Origin of the sequence: Pseudomonas sp. MYb118, from assembly GCF_040947875.1 — a bacterium.
Classification (GTDB): Bacteria; Pseudomonadota; Gammaproteobacteria; order Pseudomonadales; family Pseudomonadaceae; genus Aquipseudomonas.
The window spans coordinates 463,877-483,738 of record NZ_JBFRXN010000001.1 but is presented as its reverse complement, the minus strand read 5'-3'; the positions used below and the strand labels follow the sequence as shown (position 1 = coordinate 483,738).

The 19,862-nt window shown below is 63.4% G+C and carries 16 protein-coding genes and 3 tRNA genes; all 19 read right to left on the bottom strand.

Annotation, left to right across the window (positions count from 1 at the left end; all coding sequences use genetic code 11):
* Positions 1–98 precede the first annotated feature (98 nt).
* The gene (locus ABVN20_RS02235) at positions 99–1,070 is read right to left on the bottom strand and encodes an XdhC family protein (protein ID WP_368553730.1); all 972 of its coding nucleotides are present in this window, start codon (positions 1,068–1,070) and stop codon (positions 99–101) included.
* Position 1,071: 1 nt separating this feature from the next.
* Positions 1,072–2,307, bottom strand: coding sequence for a cytochrome c (locus ABVN20_RS02230; protein ID WP_368553729.1), 1,236 nt, complete (start codon positions 2,305–2,307; stop codon positions 1,072–1,074).
* 2 nt (positions 2,308–2,309) lie between these two features.
* Entirely contained in the window at positions 2,310–2,849 is a 540-nt protein-coding gene (locus ABVN20_RS02225) for a (2Fe-2S)-binding protein (protein WP_368553728.1), read from the bottom strand.
* Positions 2,842–5,673: a xanthine dehydrogenase family protein molybdopterin-binding subunit gene (locus ABVN20_RS02220; protein ID WP_368553726.1), complete on the bottom strand. Its 2,832-nt coding sequence runs from the start codon at positions 5,671–5,673 to the stop codon at positions 2,842–2,844. The genes ABVN20_RS02225 and ABVN20_RS02220 overlap by 8 nt, the downstream gene beginning before the upstream one ends.
* 330 nt (positions 5,674–6,003) lie before the next feature.
* Positions 6,004–8,421, bottom strand: a complete 2,418-nt coding sequence (locus ABVN20_RS02215; protein WP_368553724.1) for a TonB-dependent siderophore receptor — start codon at positions 8,419–8,421, stop codon at positions 6,004–6,006.
* A gap of 66 nt (positions 8,422–8,487) precedes the next feature.
* Positions 8,488–9,432, bottom strand: a complete 945-nt coding sequence (locus ABVN20_RS02210; protein ID WP_368553722.1) for a FecR domain-containing protein — start codon at positions 9,430–9,432, stop codon at positions 8,488–8,490.
* A complete protein-coding gene (locus ABVN20_RS02205) occupies positions 9,429–9,938 on the bottom strand; it encodes a sigma-70 family RNA polymerase sigma factor (protein WP_368553721.1) in 510 nt (169 codons plus the stop codon). The genes ABVN20_RS02210 and ABVN20_RS02205 overlap by 4 nt, the downstream gene beginning before the upstream one ends.
* A gap of 249 nt (positions 9,939–10,187) precedes the next feature.
* Positions 10,188–10,264 (bottom strand) — tRNA-Asp (locus tag ABVN20_RS02200).
* Positions 10,265–10,356: 92 nt separating this feature from the next.
* Positions 10,357–10,433 (bottom strand) — tRNA-Asp (locus tag ABVN20_RS02195).
* 53 nt (positions 10,434–10,486) lie between these two features.
* A tRNA-Val gene (locus ABVN20_RS02190) sits at positions 10,487–10,562 on the bottom strand.
* Positions 10,563–10,830: 268 nt separating this feature from the next.
* Complete coding sequence (locus ABVN20_RS02185; RefSeq protein WP_368553719.1) at positions 10,831–11,607, bottom strand: SDR family oxidoreductase; 777 nt, start codon at positions 11,605–11,607, stop codon at positions 10,831–10,833.
* The gene (locus ABVN20_RS02180) at positions 11,604–12,815 is read right to left on the bottom strand and encodes an O-succinylhomoserine sulfhydrylase (protein WP_368553717.1); all 1,212 of its coding nucleotides are present in this window, start codon (positions 12,813–12,815) and stop codon (positions 11,604–11,606) included. Before ABVN20_RS02180 ends, ABVN20_RS02185 begins: the two co-directional genes overlap by 4 nt.
* 63 nt (positions 12,816–12,878) lie before the next feature.
* Entirely contained in the window at positions 12,879–14,384 is a 1,506-nt protein-coding gene (purF, locus tag ABVN20_RS02175; protein WP_368553716.1) for an amidophosphoribosyltransferase, read from the bottom strand.
* A 41-nt stretch (positions 14,385–14,425) separates the two neighbouring features.
* Positions 14,426–14,986: a CvpA family protein gene (locus tag ABVN20_RS02170; RefSeq protein ID WP_017337640.1), complete on the bottom strand. Its 561-nt coding sequence runs from the start codon at positions 14,984–14,986 to the stop codon at positions 14,426–14,428.
* Positions 14,987–15,085: 99 nt separating this feature from the next.
* Positions 15,086–15,778 carry an SPOR domain-containing protein gene (locus ABVN20_RS02165; RefSeq protein ID WP_368553714.1) on the bottom strand — a complete coding sequence of 231 codons (693 nt, stop codon included), beginning with the start codon at positions 15,776–15,778 and terminating at the stop codon, positions 15,086–15,088.
* Positions 15,762–17,069 (bottom strand): bifunctional tetrahydrofolate synthase/dihydrofolate synthase, encoded by a 1,308-nt coding sequence (gene folC / locus ABVN20_RS02160; protein ID WP_368553713.1) that lies wholly within the window; start codon positions 17,067–17,069, stop codon positions 15,762–15,764. The genes ABVN20_RS02165 and folC overlap by 17 nt, the downstream gene beginning before the upstream one ends.
* Positions 17,066–17,986, bottom strand: coding sequence for an acetyl-CoA carboxylase, carboxyltransferase subunit beta (accD, locus tag ABVN20_RS02155; protein WP_368553711.1), 921 nt, complete (start codon positions 17,984–17,986; stop codon positions 17,066–17,068). Before accD ends, folC begins: the two co-directional genes overlap by 4 nt.
* Before the next feature lie 220 nt (positions 17,987–18,206).
* A complete protein-coding gene (locus tag ABVN20_RS02150) occupies positions 18,207–18,830 on the bottom strand; it encodes a phosphoribosylanthranilate isomerase (protein ID WP_368553709.1) in 624 nt (207 codons plus the stop codon).
* A gap of 63 nt (positions 18,831–18,893) precedes the next feature.
* Positions 18,894–19,718: a tRNA pseudouridine(38-40) synthase TruA gene (gene truA, locus ABVN20_RS02145; protein WP_368554549.1), complete on the bottom strand. Its 825-nt coding sequence runs from the start codon at positions 19,716–19,718 to the stop codon at positions 18,894–18,896.
* Positions 19,719–19,862: the final 144 nt, after the last annotated feature.

Below are 19,862 nucleotides of genomic sequence, written 5' to 3'. Positions count from 1 at the left end.
ACAGACGACGCGGGCATTCAGGCAGCGAGCGTTATCGTTGACGCCCATCGCGAGCAGGCTCGCTCCCACAGGGATCACACCGTACCGCCCCACAGGAATCAGAGGCGATCGCGTGGGATACCGCTGCGTATCCGCAGAATATCGGCCAGCACCGCTAGGGCGATTTCTGCCGGGGTCTTGCTGCCCAGGTTCAAGCCGATCGGCGCGTGGATGCGCGCCAGTTCGGTTTCTCCCAGCCCGCCGATCCGGCGCAAGCGTTCGAAGCGTTTCTGCGAGGTTTGCAGCGAGCCCATGACGCCGATGTAAAACGCTTCGGTGCGCACCGCTTCCATCATCGCCAGGTCGTCGATTTTCGGATCATGCGTCAGCGCGACCACCGCCGTGTCGCGATGGCAGCCGCCGTCGGCGATGAACACCGATGGCAACTGGCGGCGAATCTCGACACTGTCCAGCACCACGCCTTCAAGCACTTCATCGCGCGGGTCACACAGGATCACCTCGAAGCCCAGCCCCACGGCGAACTCCGCACAGGCCTGCGCCACGCTGGAATACCCCGCCAGCAACAAACGCTGGGCAGCGCCGATGCGCAAGCGCACGCGGTCGATTTCCCGCTCGACACGCACGCCCTGCTCGCGATCATCGAACAGGCTGCGGGCACCGCTGGCCAGGTCGACCTCGCGGATCAACCGGCGTCGGCCCAACAGCGCCGACTCCAGTTCACGCAGGTGCGCCTGCACTTCGCAATCGGGTTCCAGCTTCTCGACGAGCACGTCCAACACGCCGCCACAGGGCAGGCTGACCCGCGAGCGCGGGTCGTCACCTTCGCCATAGCGCACGACACTGACCGCCTGCTCGAAGGCGCCTTCGGCCACGCGTTCGAGGAAGTCCTCTTCGACGCAGCCGCCCGACAACGAACCGATCCACTGCCCGGCGGCGTTCACCGCCAGCAACGAGCCCGGCGCGCGTGGCGCCGAACCGTAGGTGGCGAGCACCGTGCACAGCCACAGGCGCTGGCCGGCCGCCGACCACGCCAGCGCCCGGCGTACCACTTGCAGATCCAGATGCTGCATGTCAGTTGGCCTTGTGCTCGAGCGGTGGCGCGTCGGCGCGCAGCTTCTGCACATCGCTCACGGCCAGGTCAGTCGTCTGCCCGCCCCAACTCTGGCGCAGGTAGTTGAGCAGATCGGTGAGCTGCTCGTGGCTGAGCTTTTCCGCGAACCCAGGCATCGGCTGCATGTGTTCGAAACCGGAAAACTTCTGCTCACCGATACCGTCGTCGATCACCCGCACCAGGTTGCGCGCATCGTCCAGGCGCAGCGTGGTGTTGCCACGCATGGCCACGGCGATGTGCGGCTTGCCCTCGCCCTCGGGCGCATGGCAACCGGCGCAGACGTTCAAATATTCCTGACGGCCGCGCTGGGCGCTTGCACCGAGCTTGTCCAGCGGCACATCGGTGAGCACTTTGGCCGCCGGTGCCGGGTCACCCAACAGGAAGGTGGCCATGGCCGCCAGATCCGTATCGCTGAGGCCCTGGGTGCTGTTGTGGAACACCGGGAACATCTCGTTGAACATCGTGCCCTGGGCACTCATACCGTGCTTGAGGAACGTGCTCAGGTCCTGATGATTCCAGCCACGCGCCGCCAGGTCAGTGGCCAGCAGGCTCGGCGCCAGGTAGCCGTTGAGTACGCCGCCGGTCAGGCGCTTGTCCTGCTGCATGGCACCGGGCAAGCCCCGCGGGGTGTGGCATTCGCCGCAGTGACCGAGCACGTCGACCATGTACTGGCCGCGCTTGAAGGCTTCGCTCTTGCCTTCGACCGGCGACAGCTTCACGTCCTTGCCGTACATCAGGTTCCAGGCGATCAGGCCCGGGCGCACGTTGAACGGAAAGCTCAGGCTGGTGACCGGCGCAGCACGCTCGATCGGCTCGATGGTTTTCAGGTAGGCGTGGATCGCGTCCGAATCTTCCCGAGGCATCAGGTGATACGAGGTGTAGGGCATCGCCGGATACAGGTTCGCCCCGTCACGCCGCTTGCCTTCGGTGACCGCGGCGAAGAACTCATCATCGCTGTACAGGCCGATGCCGTGTTCCTTGCTCGGGGTGATGTTGGTGCCGTAGATCGTGCCGAACGGCGAAACAATCGGCAAGCCGCCGGCATACGGCGCGCCACCGGGCGCGGTATGGCAGGCCATGCAGTCCGCAGCGCGGGCCAGGTACTCGCCGCGCTTGACCTGATCGTCCGCCTGCGCCAGCAACACAGGCGCAGCCAGGCCGACCGCCAGTGCCAGGCGGGTCAGTAAATGCTTCATGCTTAGCCCTCCTTGACCAGGCCGAGATCGGTCAACACGTTGCGCGTGGCGTTGTAGTAACGCACGTAGCCGGTGCAACGGCAGATGTGATGGCCGAGGCTGTCCTCGATGACCTTTTCCAGCTGGCTCTTGACCGTCGGCTGGCGCTGCAGTTTTTCCACCAGCACAGTGGCGGCGTTGACGAAACCTGGCGCGCAGTAGCTGCACTGGAAGGCGAATTCGTCGACGAAACGTTGCTGGATCGGGTTCAGTTCGGTGACCTTGCCCTGCTCGTCGCGGCTGGCGTGGCCTTCGATGGTGCGTACCTTCTTGCCTTCGAAGTAATGCGCGCCGGTGATGCAGGTACGCACTTCCTCGCTGGTACCGTCGGGGTTGTCGACGATCACCACACAGGCGTGGCAGATGCCCTGGCCGCAGCCCAGACGCGAGCCGGTGAGGTTCTTGTACTCGTGCAGGTAGTCGATCATCGGCAGGTCATCAGGGATGTCCACCGGGCCGACGGATTGACCGTTGAGGGTCAGTTGAAGCGGACGGTTAGCCATTGAGGGCCTCCTTGATGCGCGCAGAAGTGATAGGCAGGTCGCGGACACGTTTGCCGATGGCATGGGCCACGGCGTTACCGATGGCGCCGACCACCGGGATCATCACCACCTCGGCAATGCCCTTGGACGGGTCGCTCGGCGACAGCGGCGGGAGAATTTCCGACGTCTGTTTCCACACCGCGACGTGGCGCGCCATGGGCAGGCGATAACGGTTGAAGTTCCAGTCACCCTCCCCCGGCCCACCTTCGTACAGCGGCATTTCCTCCATCAGCGCGTGGCCGATACCCATGGCCGTGCCGCCTTCGATCTGGCCCTTGACCAGTTCCGGCACCAGCACCCGACCGCACTCGACCCACGAGTGATGGTTGAGCACTTCGACTTCTGCCGAGCCTTTGTTCACCTTCAGTTCCACCAGGGTCGCGACCGGGCTGTAGTAGGTCACGGCCGCGTTGTTCAGTTGCGTGTCCGGGTAATGCACGTTCTGGCGGTCGAGCAGATGGAAACCGGCGCTGTTCATCTGCGCCTTCTTCGCCGCCGGCGCACCGTCACCGTATTTGACCGCCATGCCGTCGAGCGGCAGACGCTCGCGCACGCCGTCGATGCTGAATTCGGCCTCGGCCCAGCTCCAGCGGTTGAAACCGTGCACCGTGGCAGCGGTCACCAGCCCGCGCTCGTGGGCGCGCTTGGCCAGCACCGCGAACGGCAAGGGCTCCATGCCGTTGGCGGTGAGTTTGCCGTCAACCCAATGGGCGTCTTCGCGGCGCACCACATAAGGGTTGGCCTGGCCGCCGTAAGGGCCTTGCCGCCAGATCTCCAGCGCCGCCGGCCACAAGCCGTGGTTGAACAGCACGCGCGCCGCTTCACGGGTGGCGTGGCTGAAGTAGTAGGCCGAGTTGGTCGCCGACGAGGCCGACGCGAGCTTGCCGACCCAACGCGGATTGCGCAGGAAGCCATCCTGCTCGGCCTGGCTCATGATGTACGGATTGCCGCCGGTGATCAGCTGCATTTCCTGCCATTCGGTCTCGCCGGTCTTCACCTCGTGCGCCGGGCTGCCGAGGAAATCGGCGACCACCATGGCCTGCGAAGTGGACATGCCGGTGCCGATCTCGATGCCGATGTGGCGCAGGCTGATGCGACCTTCGGCGGTGAATTCGATGCTGGCCATCGGCGCTTCGGAACCGGTGCCGAAGTCTTTCTGGCAGATGGCAAAACCGACGCCGTACCAGTTGTCCGGGTCGGCGGCTTCGCGGCGTTGCTTGATCGCGTCGCGGTTTTTCCAGACTTCGTGGGCGGCGGCCTTGTCGAGGATTTCGTGCAGGCGCAAGGCCCCTGCCGGCACCGCGCCCTGGGTGTTCTTCATGCCCGAGCGCAGGACGTTCTTGCGCCGCAGCTCGATGGCGTCGATGCCGAGGCGGCCGGCGATTTCATCGACCATCATCTCGGTGGACGCCATGCTCTGCAGAGTGCCGTAGCCACGCATCGACCCGGCTTCGACCGCGCGGGAATGGTAGGCGGTGACCTGCAGGTCGTTCTGCGGCATGTAGTAGATCGACTGCGCCGCCGTGGCGCCGACCGCCGCCACCGATGGGCTGTAGTTGATGCGTCCGCCGCCGTCGACGCTCATCTCGGCGCGGAAAATCTTGAAGCTGTGGTCGTTCTTGTCCACCGCCAGTTGATAGCGGATGTCGAACGGATGGCGCTTGATGCCGCTCTGGAACTGCTCGTAGCGGTCGTTGGCCAAACGCACCGGCACACCGGCGCCGTACAGCGCAGCGAGGGCTGCGTAGTAGACGAAAATGTTGTGGTCCTTGGAACCGTAACCCACGGTGTAGCCGGGGTGCATGTTCAGGTGGGCCAGGCCGAAACGCGACGGCGCGATCATCTTCGCGGTCTCGGTGGCGGTTTCCAGCGGGCACTGGGTGGCGACGACGAAATGCAGGGTCTTGGTGGCCGGGTCATACCAGCCGTTGCCGTTGTCCGGCTCCATCGCGGCCGGCTCGATCGACGGGGTCTTGTAGCGCTCGTCGAACACCAGCCAGTTGTCTGGCGGCGTGTCGATCTGCTGCTTCATGCGCTCGGCGTAGAACAGCCCGCGCTCGGTCAGGTTGCCGTGCAGGTTGGGCTGGGAATTCCACACCGGGCGGCGGTTGCGCAGCATCGGGAACAGGATCGAATCCTTGAGGCTGGCGAATTCGTCTTCGTCCGCCGACGTCGCCCCGCCCACGCGCACATAGCGGAAGCTGCCGTACGGATCACCTTCGTAGAACGGCACCTGGGCGCCGTAACGGATGGCCTTGTCGTTGAACTTGAGCTGGGCCTTGGCCTGGCGGAAACGCTCGAAATCATTCCAGATCAGGATCGCCACCGGATGACCGATGAACATCGGCACTTTGCCGGCCGGCAACAACGGGTCGGGAGCGTGTTCTTCCGGGAAGACGATACCGTCCTTGACCAGGTCCTCGGCGGTGACGATGCGGTCCGGTTGCAGCTCGGCGCCCAGCCAAGACAGGTCGTAACCGTCATAGATGCGGTCGGCCTTGATGGTTTTGAGCAACATGGCGTGGCCCTGCTGCTGCGGCCAGCCCGGCATGTCCTTGGCGCGGATGTCGCGGGCGAACACCTTGCTGCCGCAGACCTTGGACAACGCATCGTTACGGGCGCGCGCCTTGCCGTTGTTGCCAAGCCATTGCTCGGACGGCACGGTCACGCTGTTTTCCATCAGGGCCGCCAGCGCTTTGCTGCTGAGCGGTGTAAGCGTCACGCTCACGCCCGCCACCAGCCCGCCCTGAAGGAACGAGCGCCGGGAAATATCACGGTTGGACATGGATCATCCTCTGGGCGGTATTGGGTCCGCCCTTTTGGTTATGTTCTGGAAATCTCGAGTCGTGCAGGAGCCCTCCTGACGAAGCAGAGGGCCGATAGACAGTGCAAAGCTGACCGAAAGGTTAACTTTATAGGCTTATGCACTTTTAGAGAACAGCTTGAGCGAAAAAATCTGACCAAAGAATCAGAAATTTGCTGGAGAGGATGTTTTCAGGAGAGTGGTGAAGTTGAGGGCGCCATCGCGGGCAGGCCCGCTCCCACAGGAACGGCCTGCCCCCCCTGTAGGAGCGAGCTTGCTCGCGATGACGCCAGCTCAAACGATACAAATCAATCAGAAATCCACAGTAGCCGACAGCAAATAAGTCCGCGGCGTCGACAGGGTCAACCCCGGCTCGCTGTCATCCGAAGCCCCGGCCGAACTCCAATAGCGCTTGTCCGCAACGTTCTCGATGTTGGCCCGCAGGGTGATGTTCTTGTCCTCGACCTTGAACGCATAACGCGCGCCCACGTCGAAGCGCTCCCAGGCGTCGATTTCCTTGTCGTTGGACTGGTCCAGGTACTGCGAGCTGGAGTAGATGCCACGACTGGTCAGCGTCAGGCCTTCGACCGTCGGCACGTCCCACTCGGCGCCCAGGTTGACGTTGTACTTGGGCGTCGCCGGCGCGCGGTTGCCGTCGAAGGTGCCGTTGGTGGTGTTAGTCAGCTCACTGTCGATGTACATCACGCCGCCGAGCAGACGGAAGCCCTTGAGCGGCTCACCGAACACACTCAACTCCACCCCATCGTTCTGGCGCTTGCCGTTGGGGCCGAAGACCCGGGTGGTGGCATTGGTCTCGTAGGCCGGCTGCTTGATGCGGAACACCGCCGCGGTCACCGCGAACGGGCCGGCGTCATACTTGGCACCGACCTCGACCTGGCGGCTGATGAACGGCGGGAAGATCTGGTCTTCGTTGATCGAAGTCGACGGCGCGATCTTGCCCTGGCTCAGGCCTTCCATGTAGTTGGCGTATAGCGACAGCTTGTCGGTGGCCTTGAACAGGATGCCGCCCGACGGCGAAACCTTTTCCTCATCGTAGGCGGTGTCGCCTTTGACATCATCGGACCAGTCGTCGACCTTCACCCGCTGCCAGCGCGCACCGAGTGTCAGCAGCAGGCGGTCATCGAAAAACCCCAGGGTGTCGGACAAGGCCACGCCGCTGAAGCGGTTCTCGGTGTAGACCTTCGAGTCGATGCGGGTCGGGCGCCCGGGCGTGGGAATGGTCACCGGGTTGTAGAGGTTGCTGTTGCCCGACGCATAACGGGCGCCGCCGTTTTCGAAATCCATGTAGAAATAGCTGGCCGCCAGGTTCACCTCGTGGCTCACGGAACCGGTGCGGAACCAGTTGCGCACCCCGGCAGTGGCCGTGCGGACGTTTTCGTCACGGGTAAAGTCCCTCGGCTGCACACTGAAGTCGCCGCGGTTGTTGGTCACCGAAACGGCGTGCCGCAGGAAGTCATGGTTACTTTTGCGCGCCCCCACGGCGCCATAGAGCATGACCGAATCGCTGACATCGAACTCGCCGGTCACCGTGCCGAAGGTGTCGTTGGTGCTGGCCTTGCTCCAGGGCTGCGCGTAGTTGTGACGCACGTCGCTGGCCCGCGGCACCTGCGCATTGGCGCCGACCTGCACGCGCTCCTGCGGCGCATCGGTATCACGCTCGGTGCGGCCGATGTCCGTCGCCAGGCGCAGGCGCTCACCGCGAAAATCCAGGCCCAGCACGGCCATCTCGCGATCGACGTTCTGGTGATCCCACTCGGTGTCGCCGGACTGCTTCACGCCGTTGAAGCGCAGGCCGAACTTGTTGTCTTCGCCAAAGCGCCGCCCCACATCGACCGCACCACCGACCTGGCTGTCGGAGGCATAGTTGCCGGTGAACGAGGTGATCGGCTTGTCGGTGGCGCGCTTGGGCTCGACGTTGATCCCGCCACCGACCGCGCCACGGGGCGAAATGCCGTTGATCAGTTGGGTCGGGCCTTTGATGATATCGACGCGATCGGCCATTTCCATGTCGATCGAGTACGTCGGCAGCACGCCGTAGAGGCCGTTGTAGGCGACATCGCTGTTGAACAGGCTGAAACCGCGAATGGTGAACTGCTCGTAACGACCACCGGCCGGATTGGTGGCACGCACCGACGGATCGCTGGAGATCAGCTCGCCCAGGGTGCGCGCCTGGTTATTCTTGACCACTTCGCTGGTGTAGGTGGTCATGCTGAAGGGCGTTTCCATGAAGTCTTTCGAGCCCAGCAGCCCTTGCGCCCCTCGACGCGCTACCTGGCCACCGCTGAACACTTCGCCCGCCGCACCACCGGTAGCGCCGAGAATCGAAGTCGGCGCCAGTTGCAGGCTGCCGCCTTCCGGCACGGGCGTGAGGATGTAGGCCTGCTCGCCGACCGGTTGCAGTTGCAAGCCGGACCCTTGCAGCAGCCGGGCAAAGCCCTCCTCCACGGCGAACTCGCCGGACAGGCCGGCGCTGTTGCGCCCGCTGACCAGCGCCGGGTCCACCGACAGGTTGACGCCTGCCAGGCCGGCGAAGCGGGTCAGCGCGTCACTCAGGTTGCCGGCTGGCACCTGGTAATGGCGACGGGCGCCGTCCTCGGCCCAGCTAGGGCTCACGAGCAGCGGGCTGGCGCTAAGGCCCAGGACCAGGCTCAGGTGCAACAACGGGCGCAGACGGGTGGAAACCGGGCGCGGAACAAACACTGCAGGCATCGCAATCGCTCTCTTGATCATTCACATGCCTTGAATGACAAGCGAGTCCAAAAAAGGGGACAGGCTTTACACACTATTTTTGCGCGGCAGCAACGTGACCCAGTAGCGGGTCCGCGAATGCACCTCCAGCGGCAGGCTGGCGGCGAGCAATGCAAGGACACGATCGGTGTCGTCGAGCAGGAAGCTGCCGGTGACCCGCAGGTTTTCCAGCTCCGGCTCCCAGCGCAGGATGCCGGGGCGGTACAGGCCGAGTTCGCGCAAAAAATCCCCCAGCGGCTGGTTATTGGCCAGCAACACGCCTTCGCGCCAGCCCGGCGCAAGCGCATCGAATGGCACGATCGCCCCGGCCCCCGCCGCACCCAGGTTGACCTGCTGACCGGCGCGCAAGGCCAGCGCCGCCCCTTGCAGCGGTTGTAACTGCACGGCGCCGTGGTACATCGAGACCCGACAGCCGCGTGAATCCTGACGCACACAGACCTCGCTCTGGCTGACGATGACGTTGCCGAATCGGGTCTGGACGGTCATGGGCAGCGAACCCGGCACCTTCAGCGACATTTCGCCCTCGATCAGCTTCACGCGGCGAGCCTGAACATCGACATCGACGGCGCTGGCGGTGTTGAGCTGCAAGGTACTGCCATCGGCCAATTGGACCTTGCTGCGCTCGCCCGTGGCGGTATGCAGGTCGGCACGCCAGACGTCCAGCGGCAACTGGCGACTGATCAGCCAGGCGGCCGGCACCAATGCCACGGCGCCCAGGGCCCGTTTGAGCACCACCCGGCGCCCGGGATCGGGGCGATCCAGGCTGCTCATCGCCAGTGCAGGCGGCAAGTCGGCGAAACGCTGGCGCAGGGCCTGGGCCTTTTGCCAGGCCTGTTCGTGAGTGGCATGGGCATCGCGCCATCGTTGCAGGTTCACCCGATCCTGTTCATTGGCCCCGCCCGACTCCAGCAACGCCAGCCATTGCGCGGCCGCCCGCACGGCCTGACGCGGATCGACTGCCTGGCTGTTCACAGGTCCACCAGCAGGCAATGCTCATAGGCTTGCGCCATGTAGCGCTTGATGGTGCGCTCGGAGACCTGCAAGCGCTCGGCGATCTGCTGATAGCTCAGGCCTTCGAGCTGGCTCCACAGGAATGCCCGGCGCACCGGTCTCGGCAAGCCGTCAAGCAACTCGTCCAGCGCTTGCAGGGTTTCCAGCAGCAGCCAGCGCTGCTCGGGGGATGGCGCGCAGTCTTCGGGCAGCGTCGCGAGCGCGGCCAGGTAGGCCTGCTCCAGGCTACGGCGCTGGTAGAAATTGCTCAACAGGCGTTTGCCCACCGTCAGCAGGTAGGCGCGGGGCTCTTGCAGGTCGGCGATCCGCTGGGAGCTGGCGAGCACCCGCAGGAAGGTATCCTGGCTCAGGTCCGCCGCATCGCAGCCGTTACCCAGGCGTCGTCTCAGCCAACCTTCCAGCCAGCCGCGATGATCGCGGTACAGGTCGTGAAGGGTTTGCTCCTGCGGCATCGCTGCATCACTCATCTGAAGAAGCCCTGGGGTTTCGTAAATGAGAGTGATTCTAATTAATGTCGATGCGATCAACCAAGCCCTTTATGCAGCGAATACGCACAAAGGGGCGGACGTCAGCGGGAAGCGGCATAAAAAGCCAAATTTCAGACACAAAAAACCCCGGTCTTTCGACCAGGGTCTTTGCTATCGAATCCGAAGTAAACGCTGAAGAATCAGCGGCCTTCGTAGCTTCAAGGCGTTCAGTGGTCCTTGAGGCAGATATGGCGCAGCGGACGGGACTCGAACCCGCGACCCCCGGCGTGACAGGCCGGTATTCTAACCGACTGAACTACCGCTGCGTATCGCTGTGGACTTGCGTCCATCAAACTCGTTTGATTGAAAGCTTCGGTACTTTTCAATCGCGAACCGGATAAATCCGATTCGTAAAATATGGCGCAGCGGACGGGACTCGAACCCGCGACCCCCGGCGTGACAGGCCGGTATTCTAACCGACTGAACTACCGCTGCGCGTCGGTGGAGGCTTTTCAGCTTCCATCTTGCTTTCGCAAGACTCTCGGGAGTGGTGGGTGATGACGGGATCGAACCGCCGACATTCTGCTTGTAAGGCAGACGCTCTCCCAGCTGAGCTAATCACCCGTTTGCATCTCCGAGGCCGCGAAATTTACGCAGGTGGCGAACCTAAGTCAATAGCAGGATTGAAGTTTTTCTGAAAAAGACAAAATCGTTTCATTCCGGCCAGAGCAATTCTCTTCAGGGCCCTATCGCGAGCAGGCTCGCTCCCACACTACAAAGCAATGCGCCCCCCCTGTGGGAGCGAGCCTGCTCGCGATGACGGTGGTCCTGGCGACAAACGCCATCGCGGGCAAGCCCGCTCCTACAGGGGTCGGCGCCTCGATAAAGGAATTTACTCGCTGTAGATCATCTTCTTGCTCATCCCGCCATCCACCACGAACTCCTGCCCCGTGACGAACCCGGCGTTCTTCGACAGCAGCCAGGCCACCATCGACGCCACATCTTCCACCGTCCCTACCCTGCCCGCCGGATGCTGCGCATGGTCAGCTTCCGTCAACGGCTCGGCCCGTCGCACCGCCGCATCACGCGCGTCGATCCAGCCAGGGCTGACGGCATTGACGCGGATCTCCGGGCCCAGGCTGATGGCCAGCGCGTGGGTCAGGGCCAACAGGCCACCCTTGCTCGCCACGTAGGCTTCGGTGTCGGGCTCCGACTGCCGCGCACGGGTCGAGGCGAGGTTGACGATCGCACCGCTGTGGGCGCGCAGGTACGGTGCACAGTGTTTGGCCAACAGCATCGGCCCGCTCAGGTTCACCGCCAGCACCCGATTCCAGTAGGCCAGGTCCAGGCTTTCCAGGGTGATGTTGTGCGGGTCGGCCACCGCCGCGTTGCACACCAGCGCATCCAGGCGACCGAATTGCCCGAGCACTTCGGCAACGCCCAACGCCACCTGCGACTCATTGGAAACGTCCATGGCGATGAACCAGGCATTGTCGCCCAGCACCTTCGCCACTTTCGTCCCGCGATCGCGGTCCAGGTCCGTCAACACCACCTGCCAGCCTTCGCTGATCAGCCAGGCGGCAATCCCCAGGCCAATGCCGCGGGCAGCACCGGTAACCAGTGCCACGCGCCCCTTGGAAGCCGTGGTCAACGAGGGCAACTCGATCACAAGGCCGCCAGCCCGCGGGCCAGGTCGGCTTGCAGGTCGGCCACGTCTTCCAGGCCGACCGCAATACGGATCAGGCTGTCACGGATACCCGCCGCTTCACGTTCCTGTGGCGCCAGACGGCCATGGGAGGTGGTGCTCGGGTGAGTGATGGTGGTCTTGCTGTCACCAAGGTTGGCGGTGATCGAAATCAACCGGGTGGCGTCGATGAAGCGCCAGGCGCCCTCTTTGCCGCCCTTGACCTCGAAACTCACCACGGCGCCGAAGCCTTTCTGCTGACGTCGGGCCAGTTCGTGCTGCGGATGGCTTTTCAGACCCGCGTAATGGACTTTCTCGATGCCGTCCTGCTGTTCCAGCCACTCGGCCAGCTCCTGGGCATTGGCGCAATGCGCCTTCATACGCAGGCCCAGGGTTTCCAGACCCTTGAGGAAGATCCAGGCATTGAACGGGCTCAGCGACGGGCCGGCGGTGCGCAGGAAACCCACCACTTCCTTCATCTGCTCGCTACGACCGGCCACGACGCCGCCCATGCAACGACCCTGGCCGTCGATGAACTTGGTCGCCGAGTGCACGACGATGTCGGCGCCCAGCTTCAGCGGCTGCTGCAAGGCTGGCGTGCAGAAGCAGTTGTCGACCACCAGCATGGCGCCTTTGGCGTGGGCGACTTTCGCCAGCTCGGCGATATCCACCAGCTCCGCCAACGGGTTGGACGGCGATTCGACGAACAGCAATTTGGTGTTGGCCTTGATCGCCGCATCCCAGCCGGACAGGTCCGCCAGGGGCACGTAGTCGACTTCGATGCCAAAACGCTTGAAGTACTTCTCGAACAGGCTGATGGTCGAGCCGAACACGCTGCGCGACACCAGGACATGGTCGCCCGCGCTGCACAGGCTCATCACCACCGCCATGATTGCCGCCATGCCGGTGGACGTGGCCACGGCCTGCTCGGCGCTTTCCAGTGCGGCAATACGCTCTTCGAACGCGCGCACGGTCGGGTTGGTGTAACGCGAGTAAACGTTGCCCGGCACTTCCCCGGCAAACCGTGCAGCCGCATCGGCGGCGGTACGGAACACATAGCTGGACGTGAAGAACATCGGATCACCGTGTTCGCCTTCCGGCGTGCGGTGCTGACCGGCACGTACTGCCAGGGTATCGAACGCTACGCCTTCGAGGTCGCTGTCCAGCCGACCGGCATCCCATTCCTGACTCATGCTGTCACTCCTTGCCTTGTTCTTTGGTAGATACAAAACCGGCCCCTCAGGGCCGGTGCAAACTCAGTTGTTGTACAGGTCGATGATCGCGCTGACCGCCTGGGTCTTGACCTTGGAGGCATCGTTACGGGCCTGCTCGATCTTGTCCAGGTAAGCCTCGTCGACGTCGCCGGTGACGTACTGGCCGTCGAACACCGCGCAATCGAACTTGTCGATCTTGATCTTGCCGCCACCGACCGCTTCGATCAAGTCAGGCAGATCCTGATAGATCAGCCAGTCAGCGCCGATCAGGTCGGCCACGTCCTGGGTCGAACGGTTGTGAGCGATCAGCTCATGGGCGCTCGGCATGTCGATGCCGTAGACGTTCGGGAAGCGCACAGCCGGGGCCGCGGAGCAGAAGTAGACGTTTTTCGCACCGGCTTCACGGGCCATCTGGATGATCTGCTTGCAGGTGGTGCCGCGCACGATGGAGTCGTCCACCAGCATCACGTTCTTGCCACGGAATTCCAGCTCGATGGCGTTGAGCTTCTGGCGTACGGATTTTTTCCGCGCGGCCTGGCCCGGCATGATGAAGGTCCGGCCGATGTAGCGGTTCTTCACGAAGCCTTCGCGGAACTTCACGCCCAGGTGGTTGGCCAGCTCCAGCGCTGCGGTACGGCTGGTATCCGGGATCGGGATGACCACGTCGATGTCGTGCTCCGGACGCTCACGCAGGATCTTCTCGGCGAGCTTCTCGCCCATGCGCAGACGGGCCTTGTACACCGACACGCCGTCGATGATCGAGTCCGGACGCGCCAGGTAGACGTGTTCGAAGATGCACGGGGTCAGGGACGGGTTGGTCGCGCACTGGCGGGTGTGCAGCTTGCCGTCTTCAGTGATGTAGACCGCTTCGCCCGGAGCCAGGTCGCGGATCAGGGTGAAGCCGAGCACGTCCAGGGACACGCTTTCGGAGGCGATCATGTACTCGACGCCTTCATCGGTATGACGCTGGCCGAAGACGATCGGGCGAATGCCGTGCGGGTCGCGGAAACCGACGATACCGTAGCCGGTGATCATCGCCACGACGGCATAACCACCGACGCAACGGTTGTGCACGTCGGTCACGGCGGCGAACACGTCTTCTTCAGTCGGTTGCAACTTGCCACGCTGGGCCAGTTCGTGGGCAAACACGTTGAGCAGCACTTCCGAGTCGGAACTGGTGTTGACGTGACGCAGGTCAGATTCGTAGATCTCCTTGGCCAACTGTTCAACGTTGGTCAGGTTACCGTTGTGCGCCAGGGTGATGCCGTAAGGCGAGTTGACGTAGAACGGCTGAGCTTCGGCCGAGGTCGAGCTGCCTGCGGTCGGGTAACGCACATGGCCAATACCCATGTGGCCCACCAGACGCTGCATGTGACGCTGCTGGAACACGTCACGCACCAGGCCGTTGTCCTTGCGCAGGAATAACCGGCCGTCATGGCTGGTCACGATACCGGCAGCGTCCTGGCCGCGGTGCTGGAGCACGGTTAGCGCGTCATACAGCGCCTGATTGACGTTCGACTTACCGACGATACCGACGATGCCACACATGCGAAGCAACCCCTACTTTATGGAACTGGATTGAACACAACTCACTGAGGCGTTTTGGCCGTCGGCAAGAGGTGCTCCTTGAACGGTATTTCAGCGGGTACGCTGATACCGCTGGCAAGCCACTGACTGCTCCACCCGAGAATCAGGTTCTTGGACCAGTCTGCAACCAATAGAAATTTCGGCACGAGCTGGGACTGCTGCCACCACCCGTCCTGCTGTACCGGCCCCAGGCTCAAGAGCCCGACCGCCACGACCACCAGCAACACGCCACGCGCGGCGCCAAAGGCCATGCCGAGAAATCGGTCGGTCCCGGACAGGCCGGTCACGCGAACCAGTTCGCCGATAAGATAATTGATCATTGCGCCTACGATCAGCGTGGCGACAAACATTATTGCGCAGCCCGCGATCACGCGAGCCGAAGGTGTCTCGATGTATCCGGCGAGGTACTCGGACAATGCACCACCGAACATCCAGGCGACGACTCCTGCGATGATCCAGGTCACCAGCGATAATGCTTCCTTGACGAAGCCGCGGCTCAAACTGATCAAAGCGGAGATGGCGATAATTGCAACGATCGCCCAGTCAACCCAGGTAAATGGCACAGTGCAGCCTACAGACGGATAAGGCGGCGCATTTTAGCAGAGCCCAGGCGTGTCGGTAAGCTGCGATTGTCAGTGCATTTCAAATCGGGTCGATAGTTTTTACCCGCGTTCAGGCTGGAAGCGCACCACAAAACCCTTGAGGTTTTGCTGGCGGTTGAGCAAGTCACGCAGACGATCGGCTTCGGCACGCTCGATCAGCGGCCCGACAAACACCCGATTCTTGCCATCGGCGGTGCGGATGTAAGCGTTGTAGCCCTGGCTGCGCAGGGTCTTTTGCAGATTTTCCGCGCTGGCGCGATTCGACAAGCTGGCCAGTTGCACCGACCAGCTGACCGACAGGCCATTGGCGTCGACACGGCTTTGCGTGGTGTCCGGCTTGGCCGGGGCAGCGCCTATCGGCTGGCTCGGTGCGGTCGTCGGCTTGGTCGCCGGCACCGGGACAGGCGCAGGCACAGGCGCAGCAGGCTTGGCAGCCGGTGCAGGTGCAGGCGCTACCGGCACGGTGGCGGCCGGTGCGGTCGCGGCGATCGGCGTCGACGGCTCTTCCTGCTGGGCGATGTCGTCATCGCTGGGCACCGGTTCCTGCGGCAGGGCTTGCGGCTCCGGCACTACCACCGGCTCAACCTGCACAGGCGGGACCGAAGGCGCTTGCGGCGCGGCCGGCGCTTCGACCGTGACCTGGCGCTGCTCATCCTGACGGGAAAACAGCATCGGCAGGAAAATCACCGCCAGCGCCACCAACACCAGGGCGCCCACCATGCGCTGCTTGTACGCCTTATCCAGCAATGCCATTTGCCGCTTCCTCCGTGGCGCGCCGGGCCAACCACTCAAGGGCCTCGGCGACACAATAAAATGATCCGAACAACAGAATCTCGTCGTCGCTCGTCGCCAGCGCACACTGGCTTTCCAGGGCAGCCGCGACGCTCTCATGGGATGTTACCGAAGCGCCACGCTTGTGCAACGCTTCCTGCAAATCGACCACCGGCCGCGCGCGCGGCGAATCCAGCGGGGCGACCGCCCAGTACTGGACACTGGCGCTCAATTGGTCGACGACACCGTCCAGATCCTTGTCCGCCAGCAGCCCGAACACCGCCAGGCGCCGGCCCACCGGAGGACGAGCGGCCAGCCGCCGGGCCAGATACTCGGCGGCGTGAGGATTATGCCCCACATCCAGCAACAGGTTCAGGCGCTTGCCGTGCCAGTCAAACTCACGGCGATCCAGGCGCCCAACCACCCGCGTGGCCGTCAACGCCTGGACAATCTGCTCCGGCACCCACGGCAACCCCATCAGCAGATAGGCCTGCAACGCCAGCGCGGCGTTTTCCATCGGCAGGTCGAGCAACGGCAGGTCATGCAGTTCGACCGCCCGCCCCTGCGCATCCAGGCCACGCCATTGCCAGCCGTGATCGGTCACGCCGAGGTCAAAATCACGCCCACGCAGGAAAAACGGGCACGCCAGCTCGCGCGCTTTATCCAGCAGAGGTTGAGGAGGATTGAGGTCGCCACACAGCGCAGGCGCGCCCTGGCGGAAAATGCCGGCCTTTTCGTAGGCCACGGATTCGCGGGTGTTGCCCAGGTAATCGGCGTGATCCACGCCAATGCTGGTCACCAGCGCCATGTCGGCATCCACCACGTTGACCGTGTCCAGGCGCCCGCCCAGGCCGACTTCCAGCACCACGGCATCGAGCGCGGAACGCTGGAACAGCCAGAACGCTGCCAGGGTGCCCATTTCGAAATAGGTCAGCGAGGTGTCGCCACGGCCCGCCTCCACTGCTGCGAAGGCTTCGCACAGCGCGGCGTCTGTGGCTTCGACGCCGTTGACCTGCACCCGCTCGTTGTAACGCAGCAGGTGCGGAGAATTGTAGACACCAACGTTCAGGCCCTGCGCCCGCAGCAGCGAAGCCACGAAAGCGCAGGTGGAGCCCTTGCCGTTGGTGCCGGTGACCGTGATCACCCGAGGCGCCGGCTTGCCCAGTCCCATGCGGGACGCTACCTGTTGCGAGCGCTCAAGGCCCATGTCGATGGCCGAAGGGTGCAACTGCTCGAGGTAGGCGAGCCACTCGCCAAGGGTACGTTGGGTCATAGGTTTGCTGGCACCGGCGGAACGACGATCGGCTCGACCGGCGCGGCGACGAATTTCGGCGTCGGCTTGCCGGTCAGTTGCGCCAGCAGGTTACCCAGGCGCGGACGCAGCTCCTGACGGTGAACGATCAGGTCGATGGCGCCGTGCTCCAACAGGAATTCGCTGCGCTGGAAGCCTTCCGGCAGTTTTTCGCGCACGGTCTGCTCGATCACGCGCGGGCCGGCGAAGCCGATCAGGGCTTTCGGCTCGCCGACGATCACGTCGCCAAGCATCGCCAGGCTGGCGGAAACGCCACCGTAGACCGGGTCGGTCAGTACGGAGATGAACGGGATGCCCTCTTCACGCAGACGCGCCAGGACCGCGGAGGTCTTGGCCATTTGCATCAGGGAGATCAGCGCTTCCTGCATCCGCGCACCACCGGAGGCGGAGAAGCAGACCATCGGGCATTTGTTTTCCAGGGCGTAGTTGGCAGCACGGACAAAGCGCTCACCAACGATGGCACCCATCGAACCACCCATGAAGGAGAATTCGAACGCCGACACCACGATCGGCATGCCCAGCAGGGTCCCGCTCATGGAAACCAGTGCGTCTTTCTCGCCCGTCTGCTTCTGTGCAGCGGTCAGGCGGTCCTTGTACTTCTTGCCGTCGCGGAATTTCAGGCGATCGACCGGCTCCAGGTCTGCCCCCAGCTCGTTACGGCCTTCGGCGTCGAGAAAAATGTCGATACGGGCGCGAGCGCCGATACGCATGTGGTGGTTGCACTTGGGGCAAACATCCAGGGTCTTTTCCAGCTCCGGACGGTACAGCACCGCCTCGCAAGATGGGCACTTGTGCCACAGACCTTCAGGCACCGAGCTCTTCTTGACCTCGGAACGCATGATCGAAGGGATCAGTTTGTCTACTAACCAGTTGCTCATGCTTTCTTTCTCCAGTACCGACGGCCCGAACGCTCTGGTTCGCGGCCCCGCGTATGCCCTTAAGCGAAATTCATATGTGTGGCGATGATTGCTGGATGGCCGGGTCAGTGAAGAGACCTGCGTACAACCCATCAATCCTCAGCCGTGCCTGCCTGTCTGCTCTATGCAGCGCGGCGCAGTGCATTTTGGGACGGCGGCAGTCTGCCAGCCGTCACATCCACTACTTGCTGCTGCGTACCGCTTCAATGAATGCCTGAATCTTTGCGTGATCCTTGATGCCCCTGCTCGCCTCGACTCCACCGCTGACGTCCACGGCATACGGCCGGACCCGGGCAATCGCCTCGGCGACATTGTCCGGCGTCAGGCCACCGGCCAGGATGATCGGCTTGTCCAGGCCCTGCGGTATCAGAGACCAGTCGAAGGCTTCGCCGGTTCCACCGGGAACACCTTCGACATAGGTGTCGAGCAAAATACCGCTGGCACTCGGGTAGGCTCGGCAGGCAGCGGCAATGTCATCACCGGCCTTGACCCGCAGCGCCTTGATGTACGGTCGATGCCAGCCTTCACACTCGTCAATGGCTTCGTCGCCATGGAACTGCAACAGGTCCAATGGCACGGCGTCGAGCAATTCACCCAGCTCGCAGCGGCTGACGTTGACGAACAAACCCACGGTGGTCACGAACGGCGGCAGCGCCCGGATGATGTCGCGTGCCTGCTGGAACGTTACCGCACGGGGGCTCTTGGGGTAGAACACGAACCCGATGGCATCCGCCCCGGCCTCCACTGCCGCCAACGCATCCTCTATGCGGGTAATCCCGCAAATCTTGCTGCGAACGGCCGACATGTCGATAAAACCTCAGGGGAAATCCGGGAAAGTCCCGGATGGTAGCAAATGCATTCGAGGGCGTCAGCCGTCAAGTTCGGTGAAACCGGTCAGGAAGTGCGGGCCGATGTAGCGCTCGGGCAACTCGAACTCGTCGCGGTACTCGACCTGCACCAGGTACAGGCCGAACGGATGGGCCGTGACCCCGCCGGTGCGGCGAATGCGGCTGTCGAGCACCTCTTTCATCCACTCCACCGGCCGCTCGCCAGCCCCGATGGTCATCAGCACGCCGGCGATGTTGCGCACCATGTGGTGCAGGAAAGCGCTGGCACGGATGTCCAGCACGATCATCTTGCCGTGACGGGTGACGCGCAGGTGGTGCAGTTCCTTGATCGGCGACTTGGCCTGGCATTGCCCGGCGCGAAACGCGCTGAAGTCGTGGGTCCCGACCAGGTATTGCGCCGCCTCGGCCATGCGCTCGACATCGAGCGGACGATGGTTCCAGGTGATCTCTTCGTTCAGGTGCGCCGGGCGGATCTGGTCGTTGTAGATCACATAGCGATAACGCCGGGCGATGGCCTTGAACCGCGCATGGAAGTGCGCCGGCATGACCTTGGCCCAGGTGACACTGACGTCATGGGGCAAGTTGATGTTGGCACCCATGACCCAGGCCTTCATCGACCGCTCGACCTGCGTGTCGAAATGCACCACCTGGCCGCACGCATGCACGCCGGCATCGGTACGCCCGGCGCAGAGCAGCGACACCGGTGAATCGGCGACTTTGGACAAGGCGTTTTCCAGGGTTTCCTGGACGGTGAGCACGCCGGAGGCCTGGCGCTGCCAGCCACGGAAGCGCGAACCCTTGTATTCAACGCCCAGGGCGATGCGGAAAAAGCCCTCGGCCGCCATTTCGGCGGCCGGGTTATCTATGTTTGCCAAGAACTCAAGCCTGTTGATGTGCGCAAAGGCGGGCATTATAAGGCGGTCGGACCGGGACGCCAGCGGCGTTTGGCGGGTTTTGTGCGGATTTGCTGGCCTGGTGGTTATGCAGTG

Bases quoted from the DNA above. Each gene is read 5' to 3' on its own strand.
- purF (WP_368553716.1), bottom strand. From the start codon at position 14,384: ATGTGTGGCATCGTCGGTATCGTCGGTAAGTCGAACGTCAATCAGGCG.
- ABVN20_RS02205 (WP_368553721.1), bottom strand. From the start codon at position 9,938: ATGAGTGATGCAGCGATGCCGCAGGAGCAAACCCTTCACGACCTGTAC.
- ABVN20_RS02235 (WP_368553730.1), bottom strand. From the start codon at position 1,070: ATGCAGCATCTGGATCTGCAAGTGGTACGCCGGGCGCTGGCGTGGTCG.
- truA (WP_368554549.1), bottom strand. From the start codon at position 19,718: ATGGCGGCCGAGGGCTTTTTCCGCATCGCCCTGGGCGTTGAATACAAG.
- ABVN20_RS02165 (WP_368553714.1), bottom strand. From the start codon at position 15,778: ATGGCATTGCTGGATAAGGCGTACAAGCAGCGCATGGTGGGCGCCCTG.
- ABVN20_RS02150 (WP_368553709.1), bottom strand. From the start codon at position 18,830: ATGTCGGCCGTTCGCAGCAAGATTTGCGGGATTACCCGCATAGAGGAT.
- ABVN20_RS02225 (WP_368553728.1), bottom strand. From the start codon at position 2,849: ATGGCTAACCGTCCGCTTCAACTGACCCTCAACGGTCAATCCGTCGGC.
- folC (WP_368553713.1), bottom strand. From the start codon at position 17,069: ATGACCCAACGTACCCTTGGCGAGTGGCTCGCCTACCTCGAGCAGTTG.
- ABVN20_RS02180 (WP_368553717.1), bottom strand. From the start codon at position 12,815: ATGAGTCAGGAATGGGATGCCGGTCGGCTGGACAGCGACCTCGAAGGC.
- ABVN20_RS02220 (WP_368553726.1), bottom strand. From the start codon at position 5,673: ATGTCCAACCGTGATATTTCCCGGCGCTCGTTCCTTCAGGGCGGGCTG.
- ABVN20_RS02230 (WP_368553729.1), bottom strand. From the start codon at position 2,307: ATGAAGCATTTACTGACCCGCCTGGCACTGGCGGTCGGCCTGGCTGCG.
- ABVN20_RS02215 (WP_368553724.1), bottom strand. From the start codon at position 8,421: ATGCCTGCAGTGTTTGTTCCGCGCCCGGTTTCCACCCGTCTGCGCCCG.
- accD (WP_368553711.1), bottom strand. From the start codon at position 17,986: ATGAGCAACTGGTTAGTAGACAAACTGATCCCTTCGATCATGCGTTCC.